At 60.6% G+C, this 23,200-nt stretch carries 21 protein-coding genes and 1 pseudogene; 12 read left to right on the top strand and 10 right to left on the bottom strand.

Annotation, left to right across the window (positions count from 1 at the left end):
- Positions 1-112 precede the first annotated feature (112 nt).
- Positions 113-316 (top strand): annotated as a pseudogene (locus PG883_RS17925) (ferredoxin--NADP(+) reductase); the annotation flags it as partial.
- A 54-nt stretch (positions 317-370) separates the two neighbouring features.
- Here PG883_RS17925 and PG883_RS17930 read toward each other — a convergent pair.
- On the bottom strand, positions 371-715 hold the full coding sequence (locus PG883_RS17930; protein WP_010673122.1) for a hypothetical protein: 345 nt from the start codon (positions 713-715) through the stop codon (positions 371-373).
- 25 nt (positions 716-740) lie between these two features.
- Entirely contained in the window at positions 741-1,019 is a 279-nt protein-coding gene (locus tag PG883_RS17935) for a hypothetical protein (RefSeq protein ID WP_052814585.1), read from the bottom strand.
- Positions 1,020-1,265: 246 nt separating this feature from the next.
- Here PG883_RS17935 and PG883_RS17940 point away from each other — a divergent pair, with 246 nt between their 5' ends.
- Positions 1,266-2,261 (top strand): hypothetical protein, encoded by a 996-nt coding sequence (locus PG883_RS17940; protein WP_041214492.1) that lies wholly within the window; start codon positions 1,266-1,268, stop codon positions 2,259-2,261.
- Between the two features lie 7 nt (positions 2,262-2,268).
- Here PG883_RS17940 and fos read toward each other — a convergent pair whose 3' ends face one another.
- Positions 2,269-2,670, bottom strand: coding sequence for a fosfomycin resistance glutathione transferase (fos, locus tag PG883_RS17945; RefSeq protein WP_042864439.1), 402 nt, complete (start codon positions 2,668-2,670; stop codon positions 2,269-2,271).
- Positions 2,671-2,699: 29 nt separating this feature from the next.
- On the bottom strand, positions 2,700-2,867 hold the full coding sequence (locus PG883_RS17950; RefSeq protein ID WP_005308905.1) for a hypothetical protein: 168 nt from the start codon (positions 2,865-2,867) through the stop codon (positions 2,700-2,702).
- A gap of 56 nt (positions 2,868-2,923) precedes the next feature.
- Between PG883_RS17950 and PG883_RS17955 the strand changes: the two genes are divergently transcribed.
- Genes PG883_RS17955 through gshA form a run of 4 tightly spaced genes read left to right on the top strand, consistent with a single transcriptional unit; the run spans position 2,924 to position 8,828 of the window.
- A complete protein-coding gene (locus tag PG883_RS17955) occupies positions 2,924-3,898 on the top strand; it encodes an NADP-dependent oxidoreductase (protein ID WP_223930504.1) in 975 nt (324 codons plus the stop codon).
- Complete coding sequence (locus tag PG883_RS17960) at positions 3,895-4,332, top strand: YqaA family protein (protein WP_029313803.1); 438 nt, start codon at positions 3,895-3,897, stop codon at positions 4,330-4,332. The genes PG883_RS17955 and PG883_RS17960 overlap by 4 nt, the downstream gene beginning before the upstream one ends.
- 25 nt (positions 4,333-4,357) lie before the next feature.
- Complete coding sequence (locus PG883_RS17965) at positions 4,358-7,171, top strand: M16 family metallopeptidase (RefSeq protein ID WP_270807488.1); 2,814 nt, start codon at positions 4,358-4,360, stop codon at positions 7,169-7,171.
- 58 nt (positions 7,172-7,229) lie between these two features.
- A complete protein-coding gene (gshA, locus tag PG883_RS17970; protein WP_270807490.1) occupies positions 7,230-8,828 on the top strand; it encodes a glutamate--cysteine ligase in 1,599 nt (532 codons plus the stop codon).
- 118 nt (positions 8,829-8,946) lie between these two features.
- On the opposite strand, the gene PG883_RS17975 is transcribed toward gshA, so the two are convergent.
- Together PG883_RS17975 and aspA are read right to left on the bottom strand one after the other, a co-directional pair.
- Entirely contained in the window at positions 8,947-10,266 is a 1,320-nt protein-coding gene (locus PG883_RS17975) for an anaerobic C4-dicarboxylate transporter (RefSeq protein ID WP_041210978.1), read from the bottom strand.
- Between the two features lie 130 nt (positions 10,267-10,396).
- Entirely contained in the window at positions 10,397-11,839 is a 1,443-nt protein-coding gene (aspA, locus tag PG883_RS17980; RefSeq protein WP_010673133.1) for an aspartate ammonia-lyase, read from the bottom strand.
- Between the two features lie 449 nt (positions 11,840-12,288).
- Between aspA and PG883_RS17985 the strand changes: the two genes are divergently transcribed.
- On the top strand, positions 12,289-12,768 hold the full coding sequence (locus PG883_RS17985; RefSeq protein ID WP_039040009.1) for an FxsA family protein: 480 nt from the start codon (positions 12,289-12,291) through the stop codon (positions 12,766-12,768).
- A gap of 22 nt (positions 12,769-12,790) precedes the next feature.
- On the opposite strand, the gene PG883_RS17990 is transcribed toward PG883_RS17985, so the two are convergent.
- A complete protein-coding gene (locus tag PG883_RS17990) occupies positions 12,791-14,125 on the bottom strand; it encodes an MATE family efflux transporter (RefSeq protein ID WP_270807498.1) in 1,335 nt (444 codons plus the stop codon).
- Positions 14,126-14,367: 242 nt separating this feature from the next.
- Between PG883_RS17990 and PG883_RS17995 the strand changes: the two genes are divergently transcribed.
- The 5 genes from PG883_RS17995 to PG883_RS18015 all read left to right on the top strand — a co-directional run bounded on the left by PG883_RS17995 (position 14,368) and on the right by PG883_RS18015 (position 19,135).
- The gene (locus PG883_RS17995; RefSeq protein WP_005309514.1) at positions 14,368-14,661 is read left to right on the top strand and encodes a co-chaperone GroES; all 294 of its coding nucleotides are present in this window, start codon (positions 14,368-14,370) and stop codon (positions 14,659-14,661) included.
- Between the two features lie 43 nt (positions 14,662-14,704).
- A complete protein-coding gene (gene groL / locus PG883_RS18000) occupies positions 14,705-16,339 on the top strand; it encodes a chaperonin GroEL (protein ID WP_270807492.1) in 1,635 nt (544 codons plus the stop codon).
- Between the two features lie 94 nt (positions 16,340-16,433).
- Positions 16,434-16,931, top strand: a complete 498-nt coding sequence (locus PG883_RS18005) for a molybdopterin-binding oxidoreductase (RefSeq protein WP_029313815.1) — start codon at positions 16,434-16,436, stop codon at positions 16,929-16,931.
- 25 nt (positions 16,932-16,956) lie between these two features.
- On the top strand, positions 16,957-18,888 hold the full coding sequence (locus PG883_RS18010) for a putative bifunctional diguanylate cyclase/phosphodiesterase (RefSeq protein WP_039040011.1): 1,932 nt from the start codon (positions 16,957-16,959) through the stop codon (positions 18,886-18,888).
- Between the two features lie 58 nt (positions 18,889-18,946).
- Positions 18,947-19,135: a hypothetical protein gene (locus PG883_RS18015; RefSeq protein ID WP_010673139.1), complete on the top strand. Its 189-nt coding sequence runs from the start codon at positions 18,947-18,949 to the stop codon at positions 19,133-19,135.
- A 64-nt stretch (positions 19,136-19,199) separates the two neighbouring features.
- Here the strand turns inward: PG883_RS18015 and rluA are convergent, their stop codons facing one another.
- The 3 genes from rluA to PG883_RS18030 all read right to left on the bottom strand — a co-directional run.
- Positions 19,200-19,856: a bifunctional tRNA pseudouridine(32) synthase/23S rRNA pseudouridine(746) synthase RluA gene (gene rluA, locus PG883_RS18020; RefSeq protein WP_005309526.1), complete on the bottom strand. Its 657-nt coding sequence runs from the start codon at positions 19,854-19,856 to the stop codon at positions 19,200-19,202.
- Positions 19,857-19,968: 112 nt separating this feature from the next.
- Positions 19,969-22,836, bottom strand: a complete 2,868-nt coding sequence (gene rapA / locus PG883_RS18025) for an RNA polymerase-associated protein RapA (protein WP_200164231.1) — start codon at positions 22,834-22,836, stop codon at positions 19,969-19,971.
- Positions 22,837-22,957: 121 nt separating this feature from the next.
- Positions 22,958-23,200: hypothetical protein (locus tag PG883_RS18030; RefSeq protein WP_270807496.1), on the bottom strand; the 243-nt coding region annotated here is incomplete at its 5' end.

Raw genomic sequence — 23,200 nt, forward strand, 5'->3', positions numbered from 1 at the left:
TGCTCATGGGGGGAGCGTATCTAAGGAGCAGGATCAAGCAAGCAGGAAAGTGGGATCAAGAGACGATCGTCTCATTTTTCCTGTGTCAATACTGTTCCGGTGAATACTTACGATGGCAGGGCGTATCCCGGCAGCCATCGTCGATGGCAGCTTGCAGGCGAGGGTGGGGCTGAACTTCTCCCCCGAGTTGAGCCAGGTGATGATCTGCGGCAACCCCGCCATGGTGAAAGAGACTCAGCAGACCCTGCTCGGGTTGGGGCTTGCCAAGAACCTGCGTCGCGCCCCCGGCAATATCAGCATGGAAAACTACTGGTAGGGGAGATGACTCCAGGGGCCACAGGCCCCTCAACCATGTCCATGGGCATGCTGGTCAGTGTTTTTGGTGGCCGTTGCCGCCGTGCTTGTTCCTGGGCTTGTCATGGCCCTGACCCGGGTTGTTGCCACTGTGAATGCTGCGGTTGTAATGGTCGCGGTATTTGCCATCCATGTTGTCGCAGTTGAGCTGGATGCGGCTGGTCCGGGTGCTGACATCCAGGCAGTTGTGCTGCCACCACTCGTACTCCTTGTCGTCCCAATCCAGGCTTACCCGGCCCTGGTCGGTGGAGATCCGGATGTCGTCATCGTGTTTGGAAGGGGGGGCAGCAAAGGCCATTCCCTGAACCAGAAGCAGGGAGAGCAGCAGTGCGCCGCGGGAAGTCATGGTCATGTGGGTCATCGCATCAAGGCTCCTGTCAGGGGGATCATTGATCCGGTTGCGTGCTGATCTGGTTGGTGCTGGGGGGCTGGTTGCGCTGCGTCTCGTCCTCCAGATTGAGGTTGGTCCTCTTGCAGTCGGCGGCGGCCGCGTCACCGCTCCCGAGATCGAAGCAGTTGCTCTGGGACCAGTCAAACTGCGTGTCATTCCAGTCCAGATTGAAGGTCAGCGCATCCACGGAGAAGGTCTGGCTCCCATCGTCCTGTGCCAGGGCGCTACCGGTGATCAGAAAAAGAGAGAGCAACAAAGCCGTCGTTCTGTTCATGATGTCCTCGAGTCGTGTTCGGTGGAAATGAGTGTAATGCGGCGGGCTTAACCCGAGCATAACCGCAGATGTCCTTCAGGTACGGGGTCGATTGTAGTGTTTTTCTGCTGCCGATTTGCACGTTTTGGTCGCACTCTGGGCAGCTGATCGTCCATGGGCGGGAATTCGGGGATTTGCCCTTCTCTCCGGGGGAGTGGTGACTATAATCGGCAGCCAACTTTTCCTGCAGATGTTTCCCGTTTCATCATGACTACTCAGGCTTGCGCCGCATTGCGTTACCCCAAGGGATGGTTCGCCCTCACGACTGTCTACAGTTTTACCGGGCTGGCCATTCTGGCTTCCATCGTCTTCTCCCTGCTGCTGTTTCTCTCCATCGACGAAAACCCCCTGATGAAGTGGCTGTTCGGCGGGCTGGCCATCATCTTCGAGCTGGGCAAGTTCTACGTCTGGTACGAGTACGGCGAGTGCAAGGCGAGGCGGGATCTGGGCGGCGCCTTCTGGTCGCTGCTGTTCTACAGCGTGCTGGCCGCCATCTCCATCGGGGGCAGTATCGGCGGCATCAACAGCGCCACCAACACCATCCTGAGCCAGCAGGCGCGTCACGAGCGGGAGATAGCCCGTTTCGACGAGCAGATAGCCAGCATAGAGCGGCAGATCCAGCTCAACGAAGAGGCGGCCCGCAAATACATCGAGATGGCGCGTATCTCGAGCGGCGTCAGCGGTCTGCAGCAGGCCAACACCAAGCTCAGGCTGCGTCAGGACGAGCTGCGCCAGGAGCGGGACGCCAAGCCGCTGGGGGAGCAGTCCTCCATGCTGGGGCTGATGAGCAGTCTGGCGGACGGGGTGGGCATGAGCATCGGCCAGGTGCAGTTCCTGCTGGTCTGCTTCCTGTCTATCCTGCTCGATGCGTTTGGTGCCTTTTTCGTCAGCCTGATCGGTGAGGAGAACCGCTTCCGCCGTCAATGGATGTGGCAACGGGAGAAGGCGCAAGCCGAGGCCCGGGTCGCAGTGCCGACCCCGGAGCCGCCAGCCATCAGCAGACCCGTGCCCGAGCCAGCCGTGGTCGCCCAGGTGCGCGGTGCGCTGGAGAGCGGCGAGCTCAAATGCAGCAAACGCAAGGTGGCGGAGGCATTGTCACTGTCTCTGGAGGAGGTGGACCGGGTGTTCCAGCATCTGCTGGCGCAGGGCGTGCTGGGGCAGGGCAGCAATCGTCACTACCATCTTCGTGCCGAGCAGGGATGAATCCGGCTCAGTCGAACCAGATAAGACCCTCATAGGGTTGCTGTCTGAGGGAGGCGAGCCGGCTATCCAGGTTGCCTGCATGGATTTCCAGCCGGTGCCCGTCGGGATCCAGCAGATAGAGTGAATCCCCTTCGCTGCTGTTCTCCTTCCACTCCACGACGCCCGCCGCGCGCAGACGGGCGCAGAAGGCTGGAAACTGTTCAGGCGAGATGCCAAACGCGACATGGCTGTAATCTCTGGCCGGTTGGGGAGGATCGCAGGAGAGACAGAGCCAGAGATCGCCGAGGGTGAGATAGGCTCCCCGTGCCCATCTCACCCTGGGGCGACATCCCAGCAAGTCGACATAAAAGGCAACGCTGCTGTCGAGATCGCCGGTTGCCAGTGTGAGATGGTTCAGTCCATGCAGCATCTTCTCTTCTTCCCCCTTGTCCCTGAACCCTAGTGAGTGAGCACCATCATCAGGCTGAGGAAGGCGGCCAGCCCGCCGCCGATGCCGATGATCCAGTAAAAGCCCTTTGCCCCCTGTTTGAGCGGAATGCGGAAGTAGAGCAGAAACGCCCACCACCCCAGGGCCAGCAACAGAGGAATAAGAAACATTCGAGCCATGGTGTCCTCGCTGTTATTCTGTTGACCCTTGATCAATCAACAGGATGGATTGTGCAATGACGCAGCTACAGATTACCGCATTCGGCGACCCCTCGGTACTCAGGCTCAACCCTTCCCTGGACAAGGTGCCCGCGGAGGGAGAAGTCCGGGTGCGCATCTGCTTTGCGGGGGTCAACCCCATCGATGCCAAGACACGGGCCGGTCTCGGCTGGGCGGCCGCCCAGAACAAGGACAACCTGCCCTGGACGCCGGGCTATGACGTGGCCGGTGTGGTGGAAAAGGTGGGGCCCGGCGTGACCTCTCTGGCCGAGGGGGAACTGGTGTGCGGCATGGTGGGTTTCCCCCTCGCCGCCGGTGCATATGCCGAATCCGTGGTGGCCCGCGAGGAGGAGCTGGTCAAGCTCGATGGGGTGAGCCTCAGGCAGGGAGCGGCTCTGCCGCTGGCGGGTCTCACTGCCTGGCAGGGGCTGCTGGAGCACGGTGGCTTGCAGTCGGGGCAACGGGTACTGATCCTGGCCGGTGCCGGTGGCGTCGGCCATCTGGCGGTGCAGTTTGCCGCCGCCTATGGTGCCCACGTGGTTGCCACGGCAAGCGGCGACAATCACAGCTTCCTTCATAGTCTCGGGGCGAGCCGGATGGTGGATTACCACCAGGCCGGGTGGTGCACCGAAGCGATCACCGATGGTCCGTTCGATCTGGTGCTGGATCTGGTGGGGGGCGAGAGCGGCAAGGCGGCGCTCGCCTGCGTCAAGCCGGGCGGCCGTCTGGTGACGGTCCCCACCATCACGGCCCAGCAGATCAAGGACGCGGGGGCCGAGCTCGGTGTCGAGGTTGTCGGCATGCTGGTCCATCCCGATCGAACGCAGCTGACCCAGATGCTGACGCTGCTTCGCCAGGGGGAGGTGAAGATCACCGTCTCCGGTGAATACACGCTGGCAGAAGGGGCGCTGGCCCATCAGACCATCGAGCAGGGCCATGTGCGCGGCAAGCTGTTGCTGCGCATGTCCGCCGCAGACGGCCAGCCCGGATGATAGACTTCACCGGGATGGGGCTGGGAGGGCTGTTTCTGAGCGCCTTCACCTCCGCCACCCTGTTGCCCGGCAGCTCGGAAGTGCTGCTGGGCGCCATGGCGGTCAAGGGGGAGTGGAGCATGACCAGCCTGCTTTTCTGGGCGACGCTGGGCAATACCCTGGGTTCCATGACCACCTGGTGGCTCGGCTGGCTCGCCACCCACAAGAAAAAACCGGAAGATTTTCAAGGCCGTGGGGAACAAAAAGCCCTTGGTTGGCTCAAACGTCATGGCCACTGGTGTCTGCTGCTTGCCTGGACGCCTGTGGTCGGCGATGGTCTCTGTCTGTTGGCTGGTTGGCTGCGCCTCTCCTTCTGGCGCTCCCTCATCTTGATCGGGCTCGGCAAATTGCTTCGTTATGCCCTGGTGTTTCTGCTGGCCAGTCAGATCTTCTAGCCCTTTTGTCACTCACGAGGTACCCGTGAACAAACTCATTCCATTAAGCATGCTGCTGGGCTTCTCCCTTCCCGTGCTGGCGGCCCCGACCCTGGTGTCCGAGCAGGTCAAACAAGAGGGCAAGCTCGGCATTCCCTATCAGATGTACAAGCTGGACAACGGTTTGACCGTGATCCTTGCCCCCGACCACTCCGATCCCCTGGTGCATCTGGACGTCACCTATCACGTCGGCTCCTCCCGGGAAACCGTGGGCAAGTCGGGCTTTGCCCACTTCTTCGAGCACATGATGTTCCAGGGCTCCAAGCACGTTGGTGATCAGGAACACATGCGGATCATCAACGAGGCGGGCGGTGACATGAACGGCACCACCAACAAGGACCGCACCAACTACTACGAAACCGTGCCTGCCAACCAGCTGGAGAAGGTGCTCTGGCTGGAGGCGGACCGCATGGGCTTCCTGCTCGATGCGGTGAGCCAGAAGAAGTTCGAGATCCAGCGCGCCACCGTCAAGAACGAACGGGCCCAGCGCATCGACAACCAGCCTTATGGCCTGGTGGGCGAGCGGGTGGGGGAGGCACTCTATCCGCGTACCCACCCCTACTCCTGGCAACCCATCGGTTATGTGGAGGATCTCGACCGGGTCGACGTCAACGACCTCAAGCAGTTCTTCCTGCGCTGGTATGGTCCCAACAACGCGACCCTGACCCTGGGCGGCGATTTTGATACCAAGCAGGCGCTGGCCTGGATTGAGCAGTACTTCGGTTCCATCCCGCGCGGTCCGGACGTGGCCGAACCGACGCCTCAGCCTGCCACCCTGCCGGCAACCCGCTACGTGACGCTGGAAGACAAGGTGCATCTGCCGCTCCTGTATATCAGCTACCCGACCGTCTCCCTGGGTGACCCGCAGGAGCCGGCGCTGGACATCTTTGCCGATGTGCTGGGGGGCTCTGCCAGCTCCATGCTCTACCAGTCCCTGGTGAAAACCGGCAAGGCCATCGAGGTGGGTGCCTCCCACTCCTGCGAAGAGCTGGCCTGTACCCTGACGGTCTATGCCTACCCCAATCCGGCGGCGGATGGCAGCCTCAAGACCCTCAAGGGCGAGGTGGACAAGGTGATCGGCGAGTTCGCCCAGCGCGGCATCAAGCCCGCGGATCTGGAGAAGGCCATCAGCAGCTATCGCGCGTCCGCCATCTGGGGACTCGACAGCATCGAGGGCAAGGTCAGCCAGCTTGCCATGGGGCAGGTGCTGGCCCGGGATCCCGACTATGTGTTCAAGAATCTGGATGCCATCGCCCGGGTCAAGGGGTCTGACGTCAAGGCTGCCTACGACAAGTTCATCCAGAACAAGCCTGCCGTGGTGCTGAGCGTGGTGCCCAAGGGCAAGAGCGACTGGCAGGCCGCCAAGCCCAATTTCACTCCCGCCAAGCGGGAGCTGCCGGATTACAGCAAGCATGACAAGGTGCTGGCCGAGCGGCCGGTGAAAGATGACTTCGATCGCAGCGTGCAGCCCAAGGCGGCCGATGCGGTGAGCGTCAAGGTGCCCGCCATCTGGCGTGGCAAGCTCGACAAGGGGATCGAGATCATCGGCACCCACAGCGACGAGATCCCGGCCGTCTCCATCATGATCGCCCTGCCGGGTGGCATCCGGGCCGAAGGCAAGGGAGAGCTGGGGCTGGCGAGTCTTACCGCCGCCATGCTGGAGCAGGGGACGACGCGCCTCTCCGAGGCCGAGCTGAGCGACGAGCTGCAAAAACTCGGCGCCAGCATCAGCGTCTCCAGCGCCCAGTACAACAACCTCATCACCATCAGCAGTCTGGCGGACAAGCTGCCCGAAACCCTGGCGCTGGTGCGGGAAGTGCTGCTGCAACCCGGCCTGCGGGAAGCGGACTTCGAGCGGCTCAAGACCCAGATGCTGCAAGGCATGAAACAGAGCGAGCAGCAGCCGGAGTGGCTGGCGGGTCAGGCGTTCCGCGAACTGGTCTATGGCAAGCAGAATCGCCTCGGCCAACCCTCTGACGGGGTGCTGGCGGACGTGGAGAAGCTGACCCTGGCGGATGTGAAGCGCTTCTATGAGGCCTATTACAATCCGACCAATGCCAAGGTGGTGGTGACAGGTGATGTGACCGCCCAGCAGGTGGAATCCGGTCTCGCCTTCCTGACCCAGTGGCAGGGAGCCGCCCCGACCCTGGGGGATCTCAAGCCCGGGGGAGAGCAGGCCAAGCCAGGCATCTATCTGGTGGACAAGCCGGGGGCCCCCCAGTCGGTGATCCGTATCGGCCGTCGCGCCATGCCGTTTGACACCACGGGAGACTATTTCATCGCCAACCTGATGAACTTCAACCTGGGTGGCAACTTCAACAGCCGCATCAACCTCAACCTGCGGGAAGACAAGGGCTACACCTATGGTGCCAGCTCGGGCTTCCAGGCCAACCGCGAGGCGGGTGTCTTCGCGACCGGCGCCAATGTGCGCACCGATGCGACCGTGGATGCCATCCGCCAGTTCCTCAAGGAGATGGACGGCTACCGCAAGAGCGGGCCGACCCCGGTGGAGCTGGCCTATATGCGCAGCGCCGTCTCCCAGCAGGATGCGCTCTCCTACGAGACCCTGGGGCAGAAGGCTGGCTTCCTGCTGCAGATGATCATGTACGACCTGAAGCCGGACTATGTGCAGGCCCAGAACAACCTGATCAAAACGGTGTCACCCGAGACGCTGAAGGCCAGTGCAGCCCTCTGGCTGGATCCGGCCGAGATGGTGATTGTGGTGGTGGGAGACAAGCAAAAGCTTGAAAAACCCCTGAGCGAGCTTCATCTTCCCATCTATCCACTGCAACTGCCCTGAGGGGCGTTGCAACAATAAGTGCCGCCCCGGGTGGGGCGGCCACACATGAGCCGTGAATATGACTACTACTAGCTTGTCGCTCACCGAGTTGCTGGCTGCGCTGGGCACCCCGGAACGGGTGACCGCCCTCAAGGGGATCCGGCGCGGGATCGAGCGCGAATGTCTGCGCATCACCCCCGAAGGGACCCTGGCCCAGACCGATCACCCCAGAAGCCTGGGGTCGGCCCTGACCCATGCCAACATCACCACCGATTACTCCGAGAGCCTGCTGGAGTTCATCACGCCGGCCACCGACTCCATCGAGAGCCTGATCGAGCAGCTCGGCGACATTCACCGCCACACCATTCATCATCTGGGAGAGGAGCGGATCTGGCCCCTCTCCATGCCCTGCTTCGTCGGTGACGAGGAGAGCATCCGCCTGGCCCAGTACGGCAGCTCCAACATCGGGCGGATGAAGACCCTCTATCGCCAGGGGCTGAAGAACCGCTACGGCAGCCTGATGCAGGTGATCGCCGGGGTGCACTTCAACTTCTCCATGCCGGACAGCTTCTGGTGCGAGTGGCAGGATCTGGTGGGAGAGGGCTGCTGCAGCCAGCGCTTCATCTCCGACAAGTACATGGGGCTTATTCGCAACGTCTACCGCTTCGGCTGGCTGGTGCCCTATCTGTTCGGCGCGTCTCCTGCCATCTGCGACTCCTTCCTCAAGGGGCGCAAGAGCAGCCTGCCGTTCCAGAAGACCGGCAAGGGCACTCTTTACCTGCCCTATGCCACGGCTCTGCGCCTGTCCGATCTCGGTTACACCAACAGCGCCCAGGCGGGGCTCAAGATCAGTCATGACAGCCTGCCCGCCTATGTGAGCAGTCTGCGCCGGGCCATCAATACCCATGATCCCGACTTCGCCAGGATAGGGGTCAAGGTAAACGGCGAGTACCGCCAGCTCAACGACAACGTGCTGCAGCTGGAGAACGAGCTCTACGCGCCGATCCGCCCCAAGCGCACCCCCCGCAGCGGCGAGAAGCCCTCGGATGCGCTGGAGCAGCGCGGCATCGAATACATCGAGCTGCGCACGGTGGACGTCAATCCCTTTACCCCGTTCGGTATCGAGGTGGATCAGATCCGCTTCTTCGATCTCTTCCTAGTCTGGTGCCTGTTGCGCCCGTCCCCCGAGCTCTCGGATGACGAGGTTGCCCGCAACCGCCGCAACCAGAACAAGGTGGTGCTGGAGGGGCGTCGCCCCGGCCTGACGCTTGAAGATGAGCAGGGCAACCCCATCGGCCTCAAGGAGTACGGCCTCAAGCTGTTCGACGAGTTGGAGCAGGTGGCCGGGCTGCTGGATCGCTGCTGTGGTCGCAATCGCTACCGGGAGACGCTGGCGATGCATCGCGAGAAGCTGCACAACCCCGAGCTGACCTACTCCGCCCGCCTGCTCAAGCAGTTGCTTTCAAGCGGCCAGGACAACGGCTGCTTCGGCGATGCGCTGGCGAGCCGCTACCGGGAAGAGATGCTGGCCGGCGAGCTGCAATACTGGGACGAGGCCTACTTTGCCGGCGAGGCGCGGGACTCCCTGGCCAAGCAGCGGGAGCGGGAACGCAGTGACAGCCTGTCGTTCGACGACTTCCTGGCTGACTATTTCGGTACCCGCCAGACCACGGTCTGAGGATGCCGCCAGGATGACGAAAGCCGCTCCCGGGAGCGGCTTTTTCATGGGCGCCCGGCGGTGGCCGGGCATAAAAAAACGGCCCGTTCGGGCCGTTTTGCATGGGGTGGTTCATCGGTCAGAGGATGAGACCACCGAAGAAGAAGCCGAGCGCTACTGCCATGGCGATGGTGGCCACACCCGGGATGAAGAAGGGGTGGTTGAACACGGCCTTGCCGATGCGGGTGGAGCCGGTGTCGTCCATCTCGACCGCGGCCAGCAGGGTCGGGTAGGTCGGCAGCACGAACAGGGCGCTCACGGCGGCGAAGGAGGCGATGGCCGCCAGCGGGCTGACACCCAGTGCCAGGGCGGCAGGCATCAGGGCCTTGGTGGTGGCGCCTTGCGAGTAGAGCAGCATGGAGGAGAAGAACAGCACCACGGCCAGCAGCCAGCTGTATTGGCTCAGCAGATCGCCGGCGAACGCCTGGATCTCGACCATGTTGCCCTTCACGAAGACGTTGCCCAGCCAGGCCACGCCCAGCACGCAGATACAGGCGGACATACCGGACTTGAAGGTCGGCATGTTGGTGATCTGGGCCGCGTCCAGTTTGCAGAACAGTACCATCAGGGTGGCGGCGGAGAGCATGATGCCCATGATGGCGCCATCGCGGGGGATCGGCGGGCTGCTGATGAGGCCGACGTTGCCGGAGATGGCGGTGGCATAGGCCATCACGGCCACGATGGAGGCGACGAAGATGCCGACGGAGAGCTTGGCATAAGGCTTGATCTCAACCTGGCTGGTACCGCGCAGCTTGATGAGCCCCTTGGCTTTGCGCTCCAGATAGACTTCGTCCTGATCCAGCGGCTTGCCCAGCAGGTTGGCGATGAAGGCCCCCAGCAGACAGGCGATGAAGCTGGACGGGATGCAGATGGCCAGCAGGGTCAGGTAGTCGACGCCAAGCGGCTCCAGCATGCCGGAGAAAGCGACCACGGCCGCCGAGATGGGGGAGGCGGTGATGGCAATCTGGGAGGCAACGACCGCGATGGAGAGCGGACGAGAGGGGCGAATGCCCTGCTCTTTGGCCACTTCGGCGATCACCGGCAGGGTGGAGAAGGCGGTGTGACCGGTCCCGGCCAGCATGGTCATCAGGTAGGTGACGACCGGCGCGGCGAAGGTGATGTGCTTGGGATTCTTGCGCAGGGCTTTTTCGGCCAGGTGCACCAGATAATCCATCCCGCCGGCCAGCTGCATACAGGCGATGGCGCAGATGACGGACGCGATGATCATGATCACGTCCCACGGGAGATAGGTCACCAGCTGATCGCTCGGGATGGGCATGCCCAGCCCCCAGGTCAGTACCAGTACCCCCAGACCACCGGCAAAGCCGATACCTATGCTGCCTATCCGGGCCCCCAGATAGATAGCGGCGAGCACGACAAGTAACTCGATTCCAATCATAGCGAACACTCCATTTTCCAGTTTTTTTAGGTTTTATTAGGCTGAAAAGCCAATTCCCGATGGGGCTGTGGAGAGACCGCTCGGGAATTGACTTTAAATGGGCCGGGATAACCCCGGCCCATCTGCTCGCTTATACGGTGGCTTCGCGGGTGTAACGCTTGGCTTTGTATTGCGGGTTCATCAGGTTCTCGATGGAGAGGATCTCGTCCAGCTGTTCGGCGGTCAGCAGGCCGCGTTCCAGCACGACTTCGCGGACGTTCTTGCCGGTTTGGGCACAGATCTTGCCGACGATGTCGCCTTCATGGTGACCGATGAAGGGGTTCAGGTAGGTCACGATGCCGATGGAGTTCAGCACGTGGTTCATGCAGATGTCCGGGTTGGCGGTGATGCCTTCCACGCACTTCTCGCGCAGGGAGATGCAGGCTTTTTCCATCAGGCTCAGGGATTCGAACATGGCCTGACCGATCACCGGCTCCATGACGTTCAGCTGCAGCTGACCGGCCTCGGCAGCGAAGGTGATGGTGACGTCGTTGCCGAATACCTTGAAGCAGGACTGGTTGACCACTTCCGGAATGACCGGGTTGACCTTGGCCGGCATGATTGAGGAGCCAGCCTGCATTTCCGGCAGGTTGATCTCTTTGAGCGCGGTGCGCGGGCCGGAGGAGAGCAGACGCAGGTCATTACAGATCTTGGAGAGCTTCATGGCCAGACGCTTGACCGCACCGTGCAGCATCACATAGGCGCCGCAGTCGGAGGTCGCTTCGATGAGGTCCTCTGCCGGCACGTAGGCACGACCGGTGATCTCGGCCAGACGCTTGATGGCAAGACCGGAGTACTCGGGCGGAGTGTTCAGACCGGTACCGATGGCGGTGGCGCCCAGGTTCACTTCCAGCAGCAGCTCCTGGCAACGCTTGATGGATTTGATCTCTTCACGCAGGGTGACGGCGAAGGCGTGGAACTCCTGACCCAGGGTCATGGGCACGGCGTCTTGCAACTGGGTACGGCCCATTTTCAGGATATGTTTGAATTCCTTGGCTTTGACATCGAAGGCGGCGATGAGGGCTTCCAGAGCGTGCAGGGTGGTGTCGGTGCTGTTGACCACGGCCACGCGGAAACCGGTGGGGTAGGCATCGTTGGTGGACTGGCACTTGTTGACGTGATCGTTGGGGTTGATGACGTCGTAGCGACCCTTTTCAAGTCCCATCAGCTCGAGGGCGATGTTGGCCAGCACTTCGTTGGTGTTCATGTTGACGGAGGTACCGGCGCCGCCCTGGTAGACATCCACCGGGAACTGATCGAAGCACTTGCCGGTGTTCAGCATCAGGTCGCAGGCTTCGACAATCTTGTCTGCGATCTCGGGACGGATGGTGCCCAGCTCACCGTTGGCCAGTGCAGCTGCCTTCTTGGTCAGGACCATGCCACGAACAAACTCGGGAACGTCAGAAATCTTCTGAGTGCTGATCTTGAAGTTTTCAACAGCGCGCAGGGTGTGCACGCCGTAGTAGAGGTCGTTGGAAACTTCTTTGGTGCCCAGCAGGTCTTCTTCAATGCGGACGTTCTTGATGTCGCTCATTGTTATGCCTCAGAAATCAAATAAATGGAAACGATCCTCACCGAGTGGTCGCGATTTCCCTACGCACATTTCATCCTGAAGCACCACACATCGGGTGGGGCAGTTGGGAGCCAGTTGCTCCCTGTGCAATGACTGGTGTTGATGTTACCCCAATTGAGGTATCCGGTATTAGACCTGGATCACTAAATTTGAGGCAACCTCAAATTTCTTGTGGTCATTAAACAGATATTGCAATCGGGCGATTAACTTTGACAGAACAACCACCTCAATCCCAGTTGGGCGGACAAATATTTATCCGTATTCCGGGGCCTGCGGCAGGAGAGGCTTGAAAAATGATCAACCAGCCCCATTTTAATGTCAGAAGACCTGAACCCGGCGCGCTAGCATCAGCGATGTGCGGCTGCCGACCGGACACCCCGGGTCCATTCATTCATCGCTCCGAGGTTGCTATGGGCAAGTTGTTACTGTTGTTGGTCGGGCTGGTATTGCTGGAGCTCACCGTCATGATCAAGGTGGGCTCCGTGATCGGGGCCTTGCCGACCGTTGGCTTGTTGGTGCTGACCGCCGTGCTGGGATCGTCGCTGGTGCGCAGCGAGGGGATCAAGACCCTGCTCACTGCCCAGCAGAAGATGCAGCTGGGGGAGATGCCCGGCCGCGAGGTGATGGGTGGCATGATGCTGGCGTTGGCGGGCTTGCTGCTGATTATCCCGGGGTTTGTGAGCGATATTGTCGGCATCCTGCTGCTGCAGCCCTGGCTGCGCAACATGCTGGCCGACAAGCTGATTGGCAGCAATCAGTTCAGGATGCAGATGGGGGGCTTCCAGGCTCGCCAGCAGCCGTTCGAGCCGGGTCCCGGCGATGACAGGCCCGGACAATCCCCGCGAGGGGGTGGCAACACCATCGAAGGGGAGTTCGAACGCAAAGAGTAATCGCGAGCCTCGGGCTGTGCCGTCAGGATCTCCCCTGATGGCACAGCCGCTCGAATCTGTGGCGGGCATACCCCCATGCCAGCAATCCGGCGGCCAGGTTCGCCAGCAGCATCCCCAGATAGATCCCCTGTTCTCCCCCCAGTTTTGCCCCCAGCCAGGCCCCTGGCAGCAAGAAGACAAACAGTCTGATGCCGTTTATCAGCAGTGACACCGCCGATGCCCTGACGCCGTTGAGGGCAGAGGCCAGCAGCATCACCATGCCCTGAAAGCCGTAGCCAATGGGGACCAGATGCAGATAGAGCACGATGAGTCGCACCACTTGCGGATGATCGCTGAACAGAACGGCGATGAAGGGGGCGAGAAGCCAGGTCAGCGCGTAGACCCCAAGCTGGAACAGCAGGGCGAAGCGCATGCAGAGCAGCAGGGCGGCCTTGGCTCGGGCCGGATTCCCGGCGCCGCAGTTCTGCGAGATGAAGGGGGCCAGCACGGAAGAGAGCGCCATCATCACGATGAGCAGCAAGGCCTCGACCCGGGATGCCGCGCCGTAGGCGGCGACCACCTCGGTTCCGAGCCCGGCGAAAATGATCATCAACACGGCGTTGGCCAGTGGGTTGAGCATGTTGGTAAACGATGCGGGCACAGCCACATGGAGCAGGGCGCGCCAATGGGCCAACAGCTGAGGGCGGGGAGAGAGGCGCCAGGTCAGCAGCGTCTCCCGCTTGCGCAGCAGATGGAGGCTGACCAGCATGGCCATCAACCAGGAGAGGGAAGTGGCGATGGCGGCTCCCCGAATGCCCCACTCGGGGAAGGGGCCCGGCCCGAAGATGAGCAGAGGATCCAGCACGCCGTTGACCAGACCGGCGACCCCCATCACCAGACTGGGGGTCTTGGTATCCCCCGTGGTCCGGATGGCCGCATTGCCGACCATGGGCACGACCAGCATGGGGACGGTCAGATACCAGATGAGCATGTAATCGTGGATGAGGGAGATGAGCTCGGGGCTGGCCCCCAGCAGGGTGAACAGAGGGGTAATGGTCATTGCCCCCAGTCCGGCGAGCAGACTCACCAGGATGACGGCGAGGAACAGGCAGTCTGTGGTGATGCGAGCAGCCTCGTCATGGCGACCCTGCCCCAGGGCATGACCGAGCAGGGCACACAGGCCCGCTCCCAGCCCCATGGTCAGGGAGGTGACGACAAAGGTGACCGGGAAGGTGAAGCTGATGGCGGCCAGCGCCTGGGTACCCAGCATGCCGATGAAGAAGGTATCGACCAGGTTGAAGGCCAGGATGGCGATGATGCCCAGGATCATGGGGCCCGTCATGCGCAGCAGCATGGGCGTCATGGGGGCGGTCAGCATGGGGTTGGGTCGGCTCAAGGCAGAGTCTCTAGGTGCTTTGGGCCTGAATGCTGGCCGTCTCCATCCGCCTTCCTGATTGGGGATGGGTGATCCATCGAAGGTGTTCATAGTACGTGAAAATATTTTTTTTGTATTTGCCCTTGAAGGGCTAGCCCTGTTGCCCCAGATCAGGGGCATGACAAATTTGGCCGATTGCGGCCATTCCTCAAGCAACACAGAGACTCATTTTGGGAGAGTTATCGATGAAAATTCGTCCACTGCACGACCGCGTCATCATCAAGCGCATCGAAGCTGAAGCCAAATCCGCTGGCGGCATCGTCTTGACTGGCACTGCGGCCCAGAAGTCCACCCGTGGTGAAGTTCTTGCCGTGGGGACTGGTCGAATTCTGGACAATGGGGATGTCAAAGCACTGGCCGTCAAGGTGGGTGACAAGGTGATCTTCAACGAAGGCTACGGCGTGAAGACCGAAAAGCTGGATGGCCAGGACGTACTGATCCTGTCCGAGACCGACATCCTGGCGATTGTCGAAGAGTAATCACCCTCCCTCTTTTCCCGAATTGATTTAAGGATTGAAGAACATGGCAGCTAAAGAAGTTAAGTTTGGCAACGAAGCTCGCATCAAAATGCTGGAAGGCGTCAACATCCTGGCCGATGCCGTCAAGGTGACCCTGGGCCCGAAAGGCCGCAACGTGGTACTGGACAAGTCCTTCGGCGCCCCGACCATCACCAAGGATGGCGTCTCCGTTGCCCGTGAAATCGAACTGGAAGACAAGTTCCAGAACATGGGTGCCCAGATGGTCAAGGAAGTCGCTTCCAAGGCCAATGACGCCGCCGGTGACGGTACCACCACGGCCACCGTACTGGCTCAAGCCATCGTCAACGAAGGCCTGAAGGCCGTTGCCGCCGGCATGAACCCCATGGATCTGAAGCGTGGTATCGATAAGGCCGTTGTGGCTGCCGTTGCCGAGCTGCAAGCACTGTCCACTCCCTGTGCCGACAACAATGCCATCGCCCAGGTAGGCACCATCTCCGCCAACTCCGACGAGAAGGTCGGCAAGCTGATTGCCGAAGCCATGGACAAGGTCGGCCGTGACGGCGTCATCACCGTGGAAGACGGTCAGGGCTTGGAAGACGAGCTGGCGGTGGTAGAAGGCATGCAGTTCGACCGCGGCTACCTCTCCCCTTACTTCGTGAACAAGCCGGAAACCGGCTCCGTCGAACTGGATGACCCCTTCATCCTGCTGGTGGACAAGAAAGTCTCCAACATCCGCGAAATGCTGCCGGTGCTGGAAGGTGTGGCCAAGGCGGGCAAACCGCTGATCATCGTGGCCGAAGACGTGGAAGGCGAAGCGCTGGCGACCCTGGTGGTCAACACCATGCGTGGCATCGTGAAAGTGGCCGCCGTCAAGGCGCCGGGCTTCGGTGATCGCCGCAAGGCCATGCTGCAGGATATCGCCATCCTGACCGGTGGTACCGTGATCTCCGAAGAAGTGGGCATGGAGCTGGAAAAAGCGACCCTGGAAGATCTGGGCCGTGCCAAGCGCATCGTCATCACCAAAGAGAACACCACCATCATCGATGGCGTGGGTGATGCTGCCCTGATCGAAAGCCGCGTGGCCCAGATCCGTCAGCAGATCGAAGAGACCTCTTCCGATTACGACCGTGAGAAGCTGCAAGAGCGCGTGGCCAAGCTGGCCGGCGGTGTTGCCGTGATCAAGGTGGGTGCTGCCACTGAAGTTGAAATGAAAGAGAAGAAAGCCCGTGTTGACGATGCCCTGCACGCCACTCGCGCAGCCGTGGAAGAAGGCGTGGTTGCCGGTGGTGGTGTAGCGCTGGTGCGCGTTGCTGCCAAGATGGCCTCCCTGCGTGGTGACAACGAAGACCAGAACGTCGGTATCAAGGTTGCCCTGCGCGCCATGGAAGCCCCGCTGCGTCAAATCGTCATCAACGCCGGCGAAGAAGCCTCCGTCATCGCCAATGCCGTGAAGAACGGTGAAGGCAACTACGGTTACAACGCCTACACCGAACAGTACGGCGACATGCTGGCCATGGGTATCCTGGATCCGACCAAGGTAACCCGTTCTGCCCTGCAGTTCGCCTCGTCCGTCGCCGGCCTGATGATCACCACAGAGTGCATGATCTCCGAGCTGCCGAAGAAAGATGCACCTGCCATGCCTGATATGGGTGGCATGGGCGGTATGGGTATGATGTAATCCCGTCAAGTCATCAAACGGCTCGCTTTTGCGGGCCGTTTTTTTTAGTGCTACTAAGCTGAAGTTGTTGATAGTGAAATGATCTGAGGTGAACATGCGATACTTAGGGCTTCTCCCGTTACTCCTTTCCCTGGCCTTGCCGGGCATGGCGCAGGCGACACCACAAGGGCCGGTCATTCTCAAGGTGACGGGGAATCTGGACCCTGCCGATCCGGCAGATGGAGAGGTGCTGTTCGATATGGCCATGATCCAGGCACTGCCGCAGCATGAGGTGGTGACGAGCAATCCCTGGGTGGACAAACCGCACAAATACGTGGGGCCGAAACTGGCGGACGTGCTGACGGAGGTGAAGGCCAACGGCAAGAGCATCACGCTCACCGCCCTGAACAGTTTCCAGATCCGGATCAACTGGGATAAGGTCAAGCAATACGATCCTATTCTGGCCTGGCAGGATGACGGGATGACCATGCGGGTACGTGACAAGGGGCCGCTCTGGTTTATCCTGCCACTGGATCAGCATCCCGAACTCAGGCGTTCCGAGTTCACCGACATGATGATCTGGCAACTGAGTGCGATCGACATTCAGCAGTAAAAACGGTGGTTTACGGGAGTACTGGGTGAAAGCGAAGACCAGGGCCTGGCCCTTACTCGGCGTTCTTTATCTATCCATTCTGTTGTTCACGGGTAGCACCCTCTATTGCCTGGTGCAGATACAAAATGCGACCCGGGTGATGGAGAAGTACACCTATGACGTCTCATGGGCATTGATGCAGTTGCAGCTCGAGTTGGGCCGCTTTCTCAATGCCGTCGAGATTTACCACTATGGCGGCATAGACCAGGAAGCCCTGCTGCTTCGCTATGACATTCTCTGGAGTCGTACCCCCATTCTCCTGAGCGGCCAATTGAGAAAAAGCCTCGCGGACAATCCGAAGACGCTGCGGCTGGTGAAACTGACTGAAAGCAGTATCCGCAAGCTGGAGCCTGATTTGGTCAAACTCAAACCGGGGACGCCGGATTACCAACAAGTCATGATGACACTGGCGCCCTTGCAGGAACCCCTCTCTTACTCTCTTGCTTCCGTCATGCAGAACAACATCAACGTCTATACGGGCAACGACGCGCGTTTTGGCCAGTTGCGCAATGCCCTGCTGTTCATGGTGTCGGGGCTGGTGGTGTCCGTCATTCTGCTCAGCGGGCTGCTGGTGCGAGAAGCCAGGCGCCATTTCAGGACCGCTAGGATCGATCCCCTCACCGGGCTCGCCAACCGGCTGGCGTTGCTGGAAAAGATGGATGCCTACGTCACCCGTGACACCTCCTTCGGACTGGTGCTGGTCGACATCAACGACTTTCGCGATATCAACAGCAAGTTTGGCTATAACACAGGGGACCTCCTGCTGCAGGAGGTGGCAAAGCGGCTGCGCGCCCTGTGCGAAAACGGGGAGTGGGTGGCGCGTTTGGGGGGAGATCAGCTTGCCATGCTGCAACGGGAGGGGAGCGATCTTCGTCAGGTCAGGGAGCTCGTGGCCAGAGTGCTCCACTCCATCAAGCAAGACATCATCATCGACAACTACCCTTTCCGGCTTGAGGTCGGTATTGGTATCGCCTTCTTCCCGACCGACAGCAACCAGACCCAGGAGTTGCTCAGCCGGGCGGAGCAGGCCCTCTCTCACAGCCGCAAGACCCATGTTCCCTATGTCATCTATGACAGTTCCCTGCTCAACGAGACGGCCAGGCGCAAGCATCTTGCGTCCGACATGGTGATGGCGCTGGAGCACAATGCGCTCGAGCTCTATTACCAGCCCATCGTCAATCTGGAAAGTGGCCGCTGTGAAGCCGTGGAGGCGCTGCTGCGCTGGCGCCATCCCGAGCTTGGCTTTATTCCCCCCAACGAGGTGATCCAGGTGGCGGAAGAGTTCCAGCTGGCCGAGAAACTGGGTGGCTGGGTATTGAATACCGCATGTGAGCAACTTCATCAGTGGCAGCACCTGGGTTTGGTGGACTTGCAGATGTGCGTGAACATCTCCCCGGGCATGTACCAGCGCAACCTGTTGAAGCTGGTGGCCAGAGCGCTGATGGAGCACCATATTCCCGCGTCCAGCCTGGTGCTGGAGGTGACGGAAGACACCACCATGCGCGAGGTCAAGAACTCGCTGCAGTTGATGCAGGATCTCAGCCAGCAGGGGGTACATCTGGCCCTTGACGACTTCGGCACCGGCTACTCCTCCCTCAGCTATCTGCAGAAGCTGCCGGTGAGCAAGGTAAAGATAGACAGGTCCTTCATTCAGGGTATCGACACCTCCATCGAGGCGGCCGAACTGGTCGCCAACATCTGCCGTATGGGCTCCATGCTTGGCAAGAAACTGGTATGTGAAGGGATCGAGACCCAGGGGCAGCTCGATGTGCTGCGCTCATTGACCGACATACATCTGTATGGGCAGGGATATCTGTTCAGCCGCCCGGAGCATGCTGAAAAGGCCTATCAGACATTGCTGGAGATGGAAGAGCGCTGGTTGGCCCGGCGCTCGCCGGACAAGGCATATCTGCGTTGAACGATATGGCTCATGTCTCACCGGGCCCGGCCGATAGTCTCTTGGCAGGAGGTACACAATGGATATTTCTAGTTCTGCAAATGCGTCGTTCGGTTCTGCACTGATGGTGGCCAGCCTGGCCAAAAAGCAGCAGACCCAGGAAGGCGAATCCGCACTGAAACTGCTGGAAACAGCAGCGCAATCCGCTCCGGCTGCGCCGACATCGGCCAGTGCTTCCCTCGGAAGCAAGATCGATATCCGCGTCTGAGCGATAAAAAAGCCCCCATCTCTCGATGGGGGCTTTCTTTTTATTGGGCTGTTATCTGCCAGGCTCAGACCGGGAAAGGGGCCGGTGCCTCGAAGGTCATCCGCTCGCCGCTTCTGGGGTGGCTGATGGTCAGGCTGGCCGCATGAAGATAAAGGTGCGGTGCAGCCGCCAGCGCCTCCGGGTTGGCGTAGAGGTTGTCACCTAGGATGGGGTGACCCAGCTCCAGCATATGAACCCGCAGCTGATGGGAGCGACCGGTAATCGGGGTCAGCTTGATCAGGCTGTTGCCGTTCTCCACCTTCAGCTTCTGCCACAGGGTCAGGGCATGACGCCCCTCCTCAAAATCCACCTTCTGCTTCGGCCGGTTGGGCCAGTCGACGCAGAGCGGCAGATCCACTTCGCCCGCATCCAGCTCCGGTTCACCCCACACCCAGGCGAGGTAGTGCTTCTCGGTCTCCCGCTCGCGGAATTGCCGGCTCAGCTCCCGGTGGGAGTTAGGGTTGAGCGGGATCACCAGCACGCCGGTGGTCGCCATATCGAGGCGATGGGCGGCTGCCGCCTTGGGGTGCTGCTGCTTGACCCGATGCAGCACGCTGTCTTCATTCTCGGGGCCGCGCCCGGGGACGCTCAGCAGGCCAGTGGGCTTGTTGACCACCATGATGTCCTTGTCCTTGAACAGGATATCGAGCCAGGGTTCCAGGGGCGGGGAGTATACAAACATAGCGTCTCGCATCTTGGGTCAAAGCGGGGGCAAGCCCCCATCAGTTATGGGTTACCACGATAAAAGTGCATGGCAGCCAACTCGCGTTGGGTTTGGCCATTTCACGGTTTTATCAGTTATGGGTAACCACGATAAAGCGGATGGCATCCAGCTTGAGTTGGGTCTGGTCGATCAGGTGGTGCAATTCTGCCTGCAAATTGCGCAGATAATCCAGCTCGCTGTCGCGCACGTTCGGGTTGACCGCCTTGAGCGCTTCCAGCCTGTCCAGATCCTGCTGCAGGGTCTGCGCCATCTGGGCGCGGGCCTTGTCGACAATCCCGGCTTTCAGCTCTTCGGCAATGGCCTGGCCCTTGCCAATCAGACCGTGGATTACCGGCTGGGACGCAGTCACCAGCTTGCTGCCGAGGTGGCGGTTGACCGGCGTCAGCTGGCGGTTGAAGGCATCAAACGCCACTTTCTCGCCCAGATTCTGGCCGTTCTTGTCCATCAGCAGACGGATCGGCGTCGGCGGCATGAAGCGATAGAGCTGTGGATGAGCTGCGGACTCGGCAACGAAGATCAGCTCAAGCAAGATGGAGCCGATGGGCAGCGCCTTGTTCTTGAGCAGTGCCACCGAGGTGGCACCGATCTCGGAACCCAGGATCAGGTCGATACCGCCGCGCATCATGGGGTGATCCCAGGAGAGCAGCGCCATGTCATCCCGCGACAGGGCGGTGTTGCGATCGAAGGTGATGGTCATGCCGTCTTGCGGCAGGCCCGGGAAGCTCGGCACCAGCATGTGATCCCCGGGAGTCAGCACCAGCGCATTTTCACCACGATCATCCTGGTTGACGCCGATCTCGTCGAACATCTTGAGGGCGAAGGAGATCATGCCGGTGTCGTCATCTTCGGCGGCGAGCTTCTCGACCAGCTGCTGGGCGGCCTCGCCACCGCTGGAGTGGATTTCCAGCAGGCGATCGCGACCCTGTTCCAGTCGGGCCTTGAGCGGCTCATGCAGTTCGCGGGTCTTGACCAGCAGGGCGTCGAGGGGGCCCTGCTCGCCGGTGTTGGCGGCCAGCAGCTCGAACAGCTCGTCACGTACCGCTTCGAACACCGGGCGGGCCGTCGGGCAGGTCTGCTCGAATGCATCCAGACCATCGTGATACCAGAGCTGCAGGGCGCGCTGTGCAGTCCCTTCCAGATAGGGGACGTGGATCTCGACGGTATTCTGCTGACCGATACGGTCCAGTCGGCCGATACGCTGTTCCAGCAGATCCGGGTTGAGTGGCAGATCGAACAGCACCAGATGGCTGGCAAACTGGAAGTTGCGGCCTTCTGAGCCGATCTCGGAGCAGAGCAGCACCTGAGCGCCCCCCTCAGCTTGAGCGAAATAGGCGGAGGCCTTGTCCCGCTCGAGGATCGACATCCCTTCGTGGAACACGGCACCACGGATCCCTTCACGGGTGCGTAGCGCCTCTTCCAGCGCGATGGCGGTGGCTGCTTCGGAGCAGATCACCAGCACCTTCTGCTGACGGGCGGAGAGCAGCAGTTCCAGCAACCATTCGACGCGCGGGTCAAACTGGGTCCAGCTGGCGTTGTCGCCTTCGAACTGCTGGAAGATCTTCTCGGGATAGAGGTAGCGCAAGGCACGGGTCTGCAGATCGCCGCCATTGCCACCCATCATGCCCATCACCTTGATGGCGGTCTTGTACTGCTCCGGCAGCGGCATGGGGTAGACGTTGAGGTGGCGCTCCGGGAAGCCCTGAATATTGGTGCGGCTGTTACGGAACAGCACCCGGCCGGTGCCATGCTGATCCAGCAGCTTGGCGACCGCCTGCTGACGGGCAACTGCATCGCTAAGATCCAGCCCTTCCAACTGGCTGGCAAGGATTCTTTTAGCGTCATCGCTCAGGGTCTCGCCATCCAGCAGTTCCTGGGCTGCGCCGGCGACCTGACCGTAGGCCTGCTCCTCGGCGAGGAAGGCGTCGTAGTCGTAGAAACGCTCCGGGTCGAGCAGGCGCAGACGAGCAAAGTGACTCTGGTGGCCCAGCTGATCAGGGGTCGCGGTCAGCAGCAGCACGCCCGGTACCTGTTCGGCCAGCGCTTCCACCATTTCGTAGGCGCGGCTGGGGGCCTCCTCACTCCACTCCAGATGGTGCGCTTCGTCGACAACCAGCAGATCCCACTCGGCTTCCAGCACTTGTTCGAAGCGACGACGCTTCTTGCGCAGGAAGTCGAGGCTGCAGATCACCAGCTGTTCGGTCTCGAAGGGGTTCTCCGCATCGGCGAACGCCTCGATGCAGCGCTCCTCGTCAAACAGGGAGAAGTGCAGGTTGAAACGGCGCAGCATCTCGACCAGCCACTGGTGCTGGAGCGTTTCGGGCAGCAGGATCAGCACCCGATGGGCGCGGCCGGAGAGCAACTGCTGGTGAATGATCATGCCTGCTTCGATGGTCTTGCCCAGACCCACCTCGTCTGCCAGCAATACGCGCGGGGCGTAGCGGTGACCCACTTCATGGGCGATGTAGAGCTGGTGCGGGATCAGACTGACTTTCCCGCCAGCCAGGCCGCGAGTCGGGTTACGGCGACGCTGGTGCTGGTTGACCAGCGCTTCGTAGCGCAGGGTAAAGCGGGACATCCGGTCAATCTGGCCGGCGAACAGGCGATCCTGCGGCTTGTTGAACTTGATGAAGTTGTTGAGAAACACTTCCTTGAGGGCAACCGGCTCACCATTGTCGGTGCGGACACCTACATATATAAGCAGGCCATCTTTCTCCTGCACTTCGTCGACCGTCATGGTCCAGTCTTCGTGGCTGGCTATCTGATCGCCCACATTGAAGCTGACCCGGGTGACCGGTGCCTCTTCTTTGGCATACATGCGGTTTTCACCGGTAGCCGGAAACAACAGGGTAACCATGCGTCCTTCAACAGCAACGACAGTCCCCAAACCCAGATCCGTCTCTGTATCACTAATCCAACGCTGGCCAAGTGCAAAAGGCATTAAACTCTCCAAAACCCAAGAGTGTGAGAATCGCAAAGGGGCGCTATGTTACCCGAAGGCGGAAAGCCGATCATCATGGTTGTGCTGCAAGGGAAAGCCAAACTGATACAAGCTTGATCTGTCAACCTGCCGGCCTCAATACAGCATCCGGAATACCAATCTGCTGACCCTTTTCGTGCATTAATTCATCACCGTGGTCGCTTTGTAATCGGTTGAACGATGAAAGCCATCTTTTTGCAATTATCTCCTTGCAAGAACGAATTCGCTCCCTATAATGCGCCTCCATCGACAGGGCAAGCGGTAACGCAAACAAGCCGGTCGGTAGCCTCGAAAAGCCTTTGAAAATAAGGCTTGACTCGAGAAG

This window comes from Aeromonas sp. QDB25, assembly GCF_027707725.1.
GTDB classification, from domain to species: domain Bacteria; phylum Pseudomonadota; class Gammaproteobacteria; order Enterobacterales; family Aeromonadaceae; genus Aeromonas; species Aeromonas caviae.

Excerpts from the sequence above, each read along its gene's own strand:
- PG883_RS17930 (WP_010673122.1), bottom strand. The coding sequence starts at position 715 with ATGACCCACATGACCATGACTTCCCGCGGCGCACTGCTGCTCTCCCTG.
- PG883_RS17935 (WP_052814585.1), bottom strand. The coding sequence starts at position 1,019 with ATGAACAGAACGACGGCTTTGTTGCTCTCTCTTTTTCTGATCACCGGT.
- PG883_RS17940 (WP_041214492.1), top strand. The coding sequence starts at position 1,266 with ATGACTACTCAGGCTTGCGCCGCATTGCGTTACCCCAAGGGATGGTTC.
- fos (WP_042864439.1), bottom strand. The coding sequence starts at position 2,670 with ATGCTGCATGGACTGAACCATCTCACACTGGCAACCGGCGATCTCGAC.
- PG883_RS17950 (WP_005308905.1), bottom strand. The coding sequence starts at position 2,867 with ATGGCTCGAATGTTTCTTATTCCTCTGTTGCTGGCCCTGGGGTGGTGG.
- PG883_RS17955 (WP_223930504.1), top strand. The coding sequence starts at position 2,924 with ATGACGCAGCTACAGATTACCGCATTCGGCGACCCCTCGGTACTCAGG.
- PG883_RS17960 (WP_029313803.1), top strand. The coding sequence starts at position 3,895 with ATGATAGACTTCACCGGGATGGGGCTGGGAGGGCTGTTTCTGAGCGCC.
- gshA (WP_270807490.1), top strand. The coding sequence starts at position 7,230 with ATGACTACTACTAGCTTGTCGCTCACCGAGTTGCTGGCTGCGCTGGGC.
- PG883_RS17975 (WP_041210978.1), bottom strand. The coding sequence starts at position 10,266 with ATGATTGGAATCGAGTTACTTGTCGTGCTCGCCGCTATCTATCTGGGG.
- aspA (WP_010673133.1), bottom strand. The coding sequence starts at position 11,839 with ATGAGCGACATCAAGAACGTCCGCATTGAAGAAGACCTGCTGGGCACC.
- PG883_RS17985 (WP_039040009.1), top strand. The coding sequence starts at position 12,289 with ATGGGCAAGTTGTTACTGTTGTTGGTCGGGCTGGTATTGCTGGAGCTC.
- PG883_RS17990 (WP_270807498.1), bottom strand. The coding sequence starts at position 14,125 with ATGCTGACCGCCCCCATGACGCCCATGCTGCTGCGCATGACGGGCCCC.
- PG883_RS17995 (WP_005309514.1), top strand. The coding sequence starts at position 14,368 with ATGAAAATTCGTCCACTGCACGACCGCGTCATCATCAAGCGCATCGAA.
- groL (WP_270807492.1), top strand. The coding sequence starts at position 14,705 with ATGGCAGCTAAAGAAGTTAAGTTTGGCAACGAAGCTCGCATCAAAATG.
- PG883_RS18005 (WP_029313815.1), top strand. The coding sequence starts at position 16,434 with ATGCGATACTTAGGGCTTCTCCCGTTACTCCTTTCCCTGGCCTTGCCG.
- PG883_RS18015 (WP_010673139.1), top strand. The coding sequence starts at position 18,947 with ATGGATATTTCTAGTTCTGCAAATGCGTCGTTCGGTTCTGCACTGATG.
- rluA (WP_005309526.1), bottom strand. The coding sequence starts at position 19,856 with ATGTTTGTATACTCCCCGCCCCTGGAACCCTGGCTCGATATCCTGTTC.
- rapA (WP_200164231.1), bottom strand. The coding sequence starts at position 22,836 with ATGCCTTTTGCACTTGGCCAGCGTTGGATTAGTGATACAGAGACGGAT.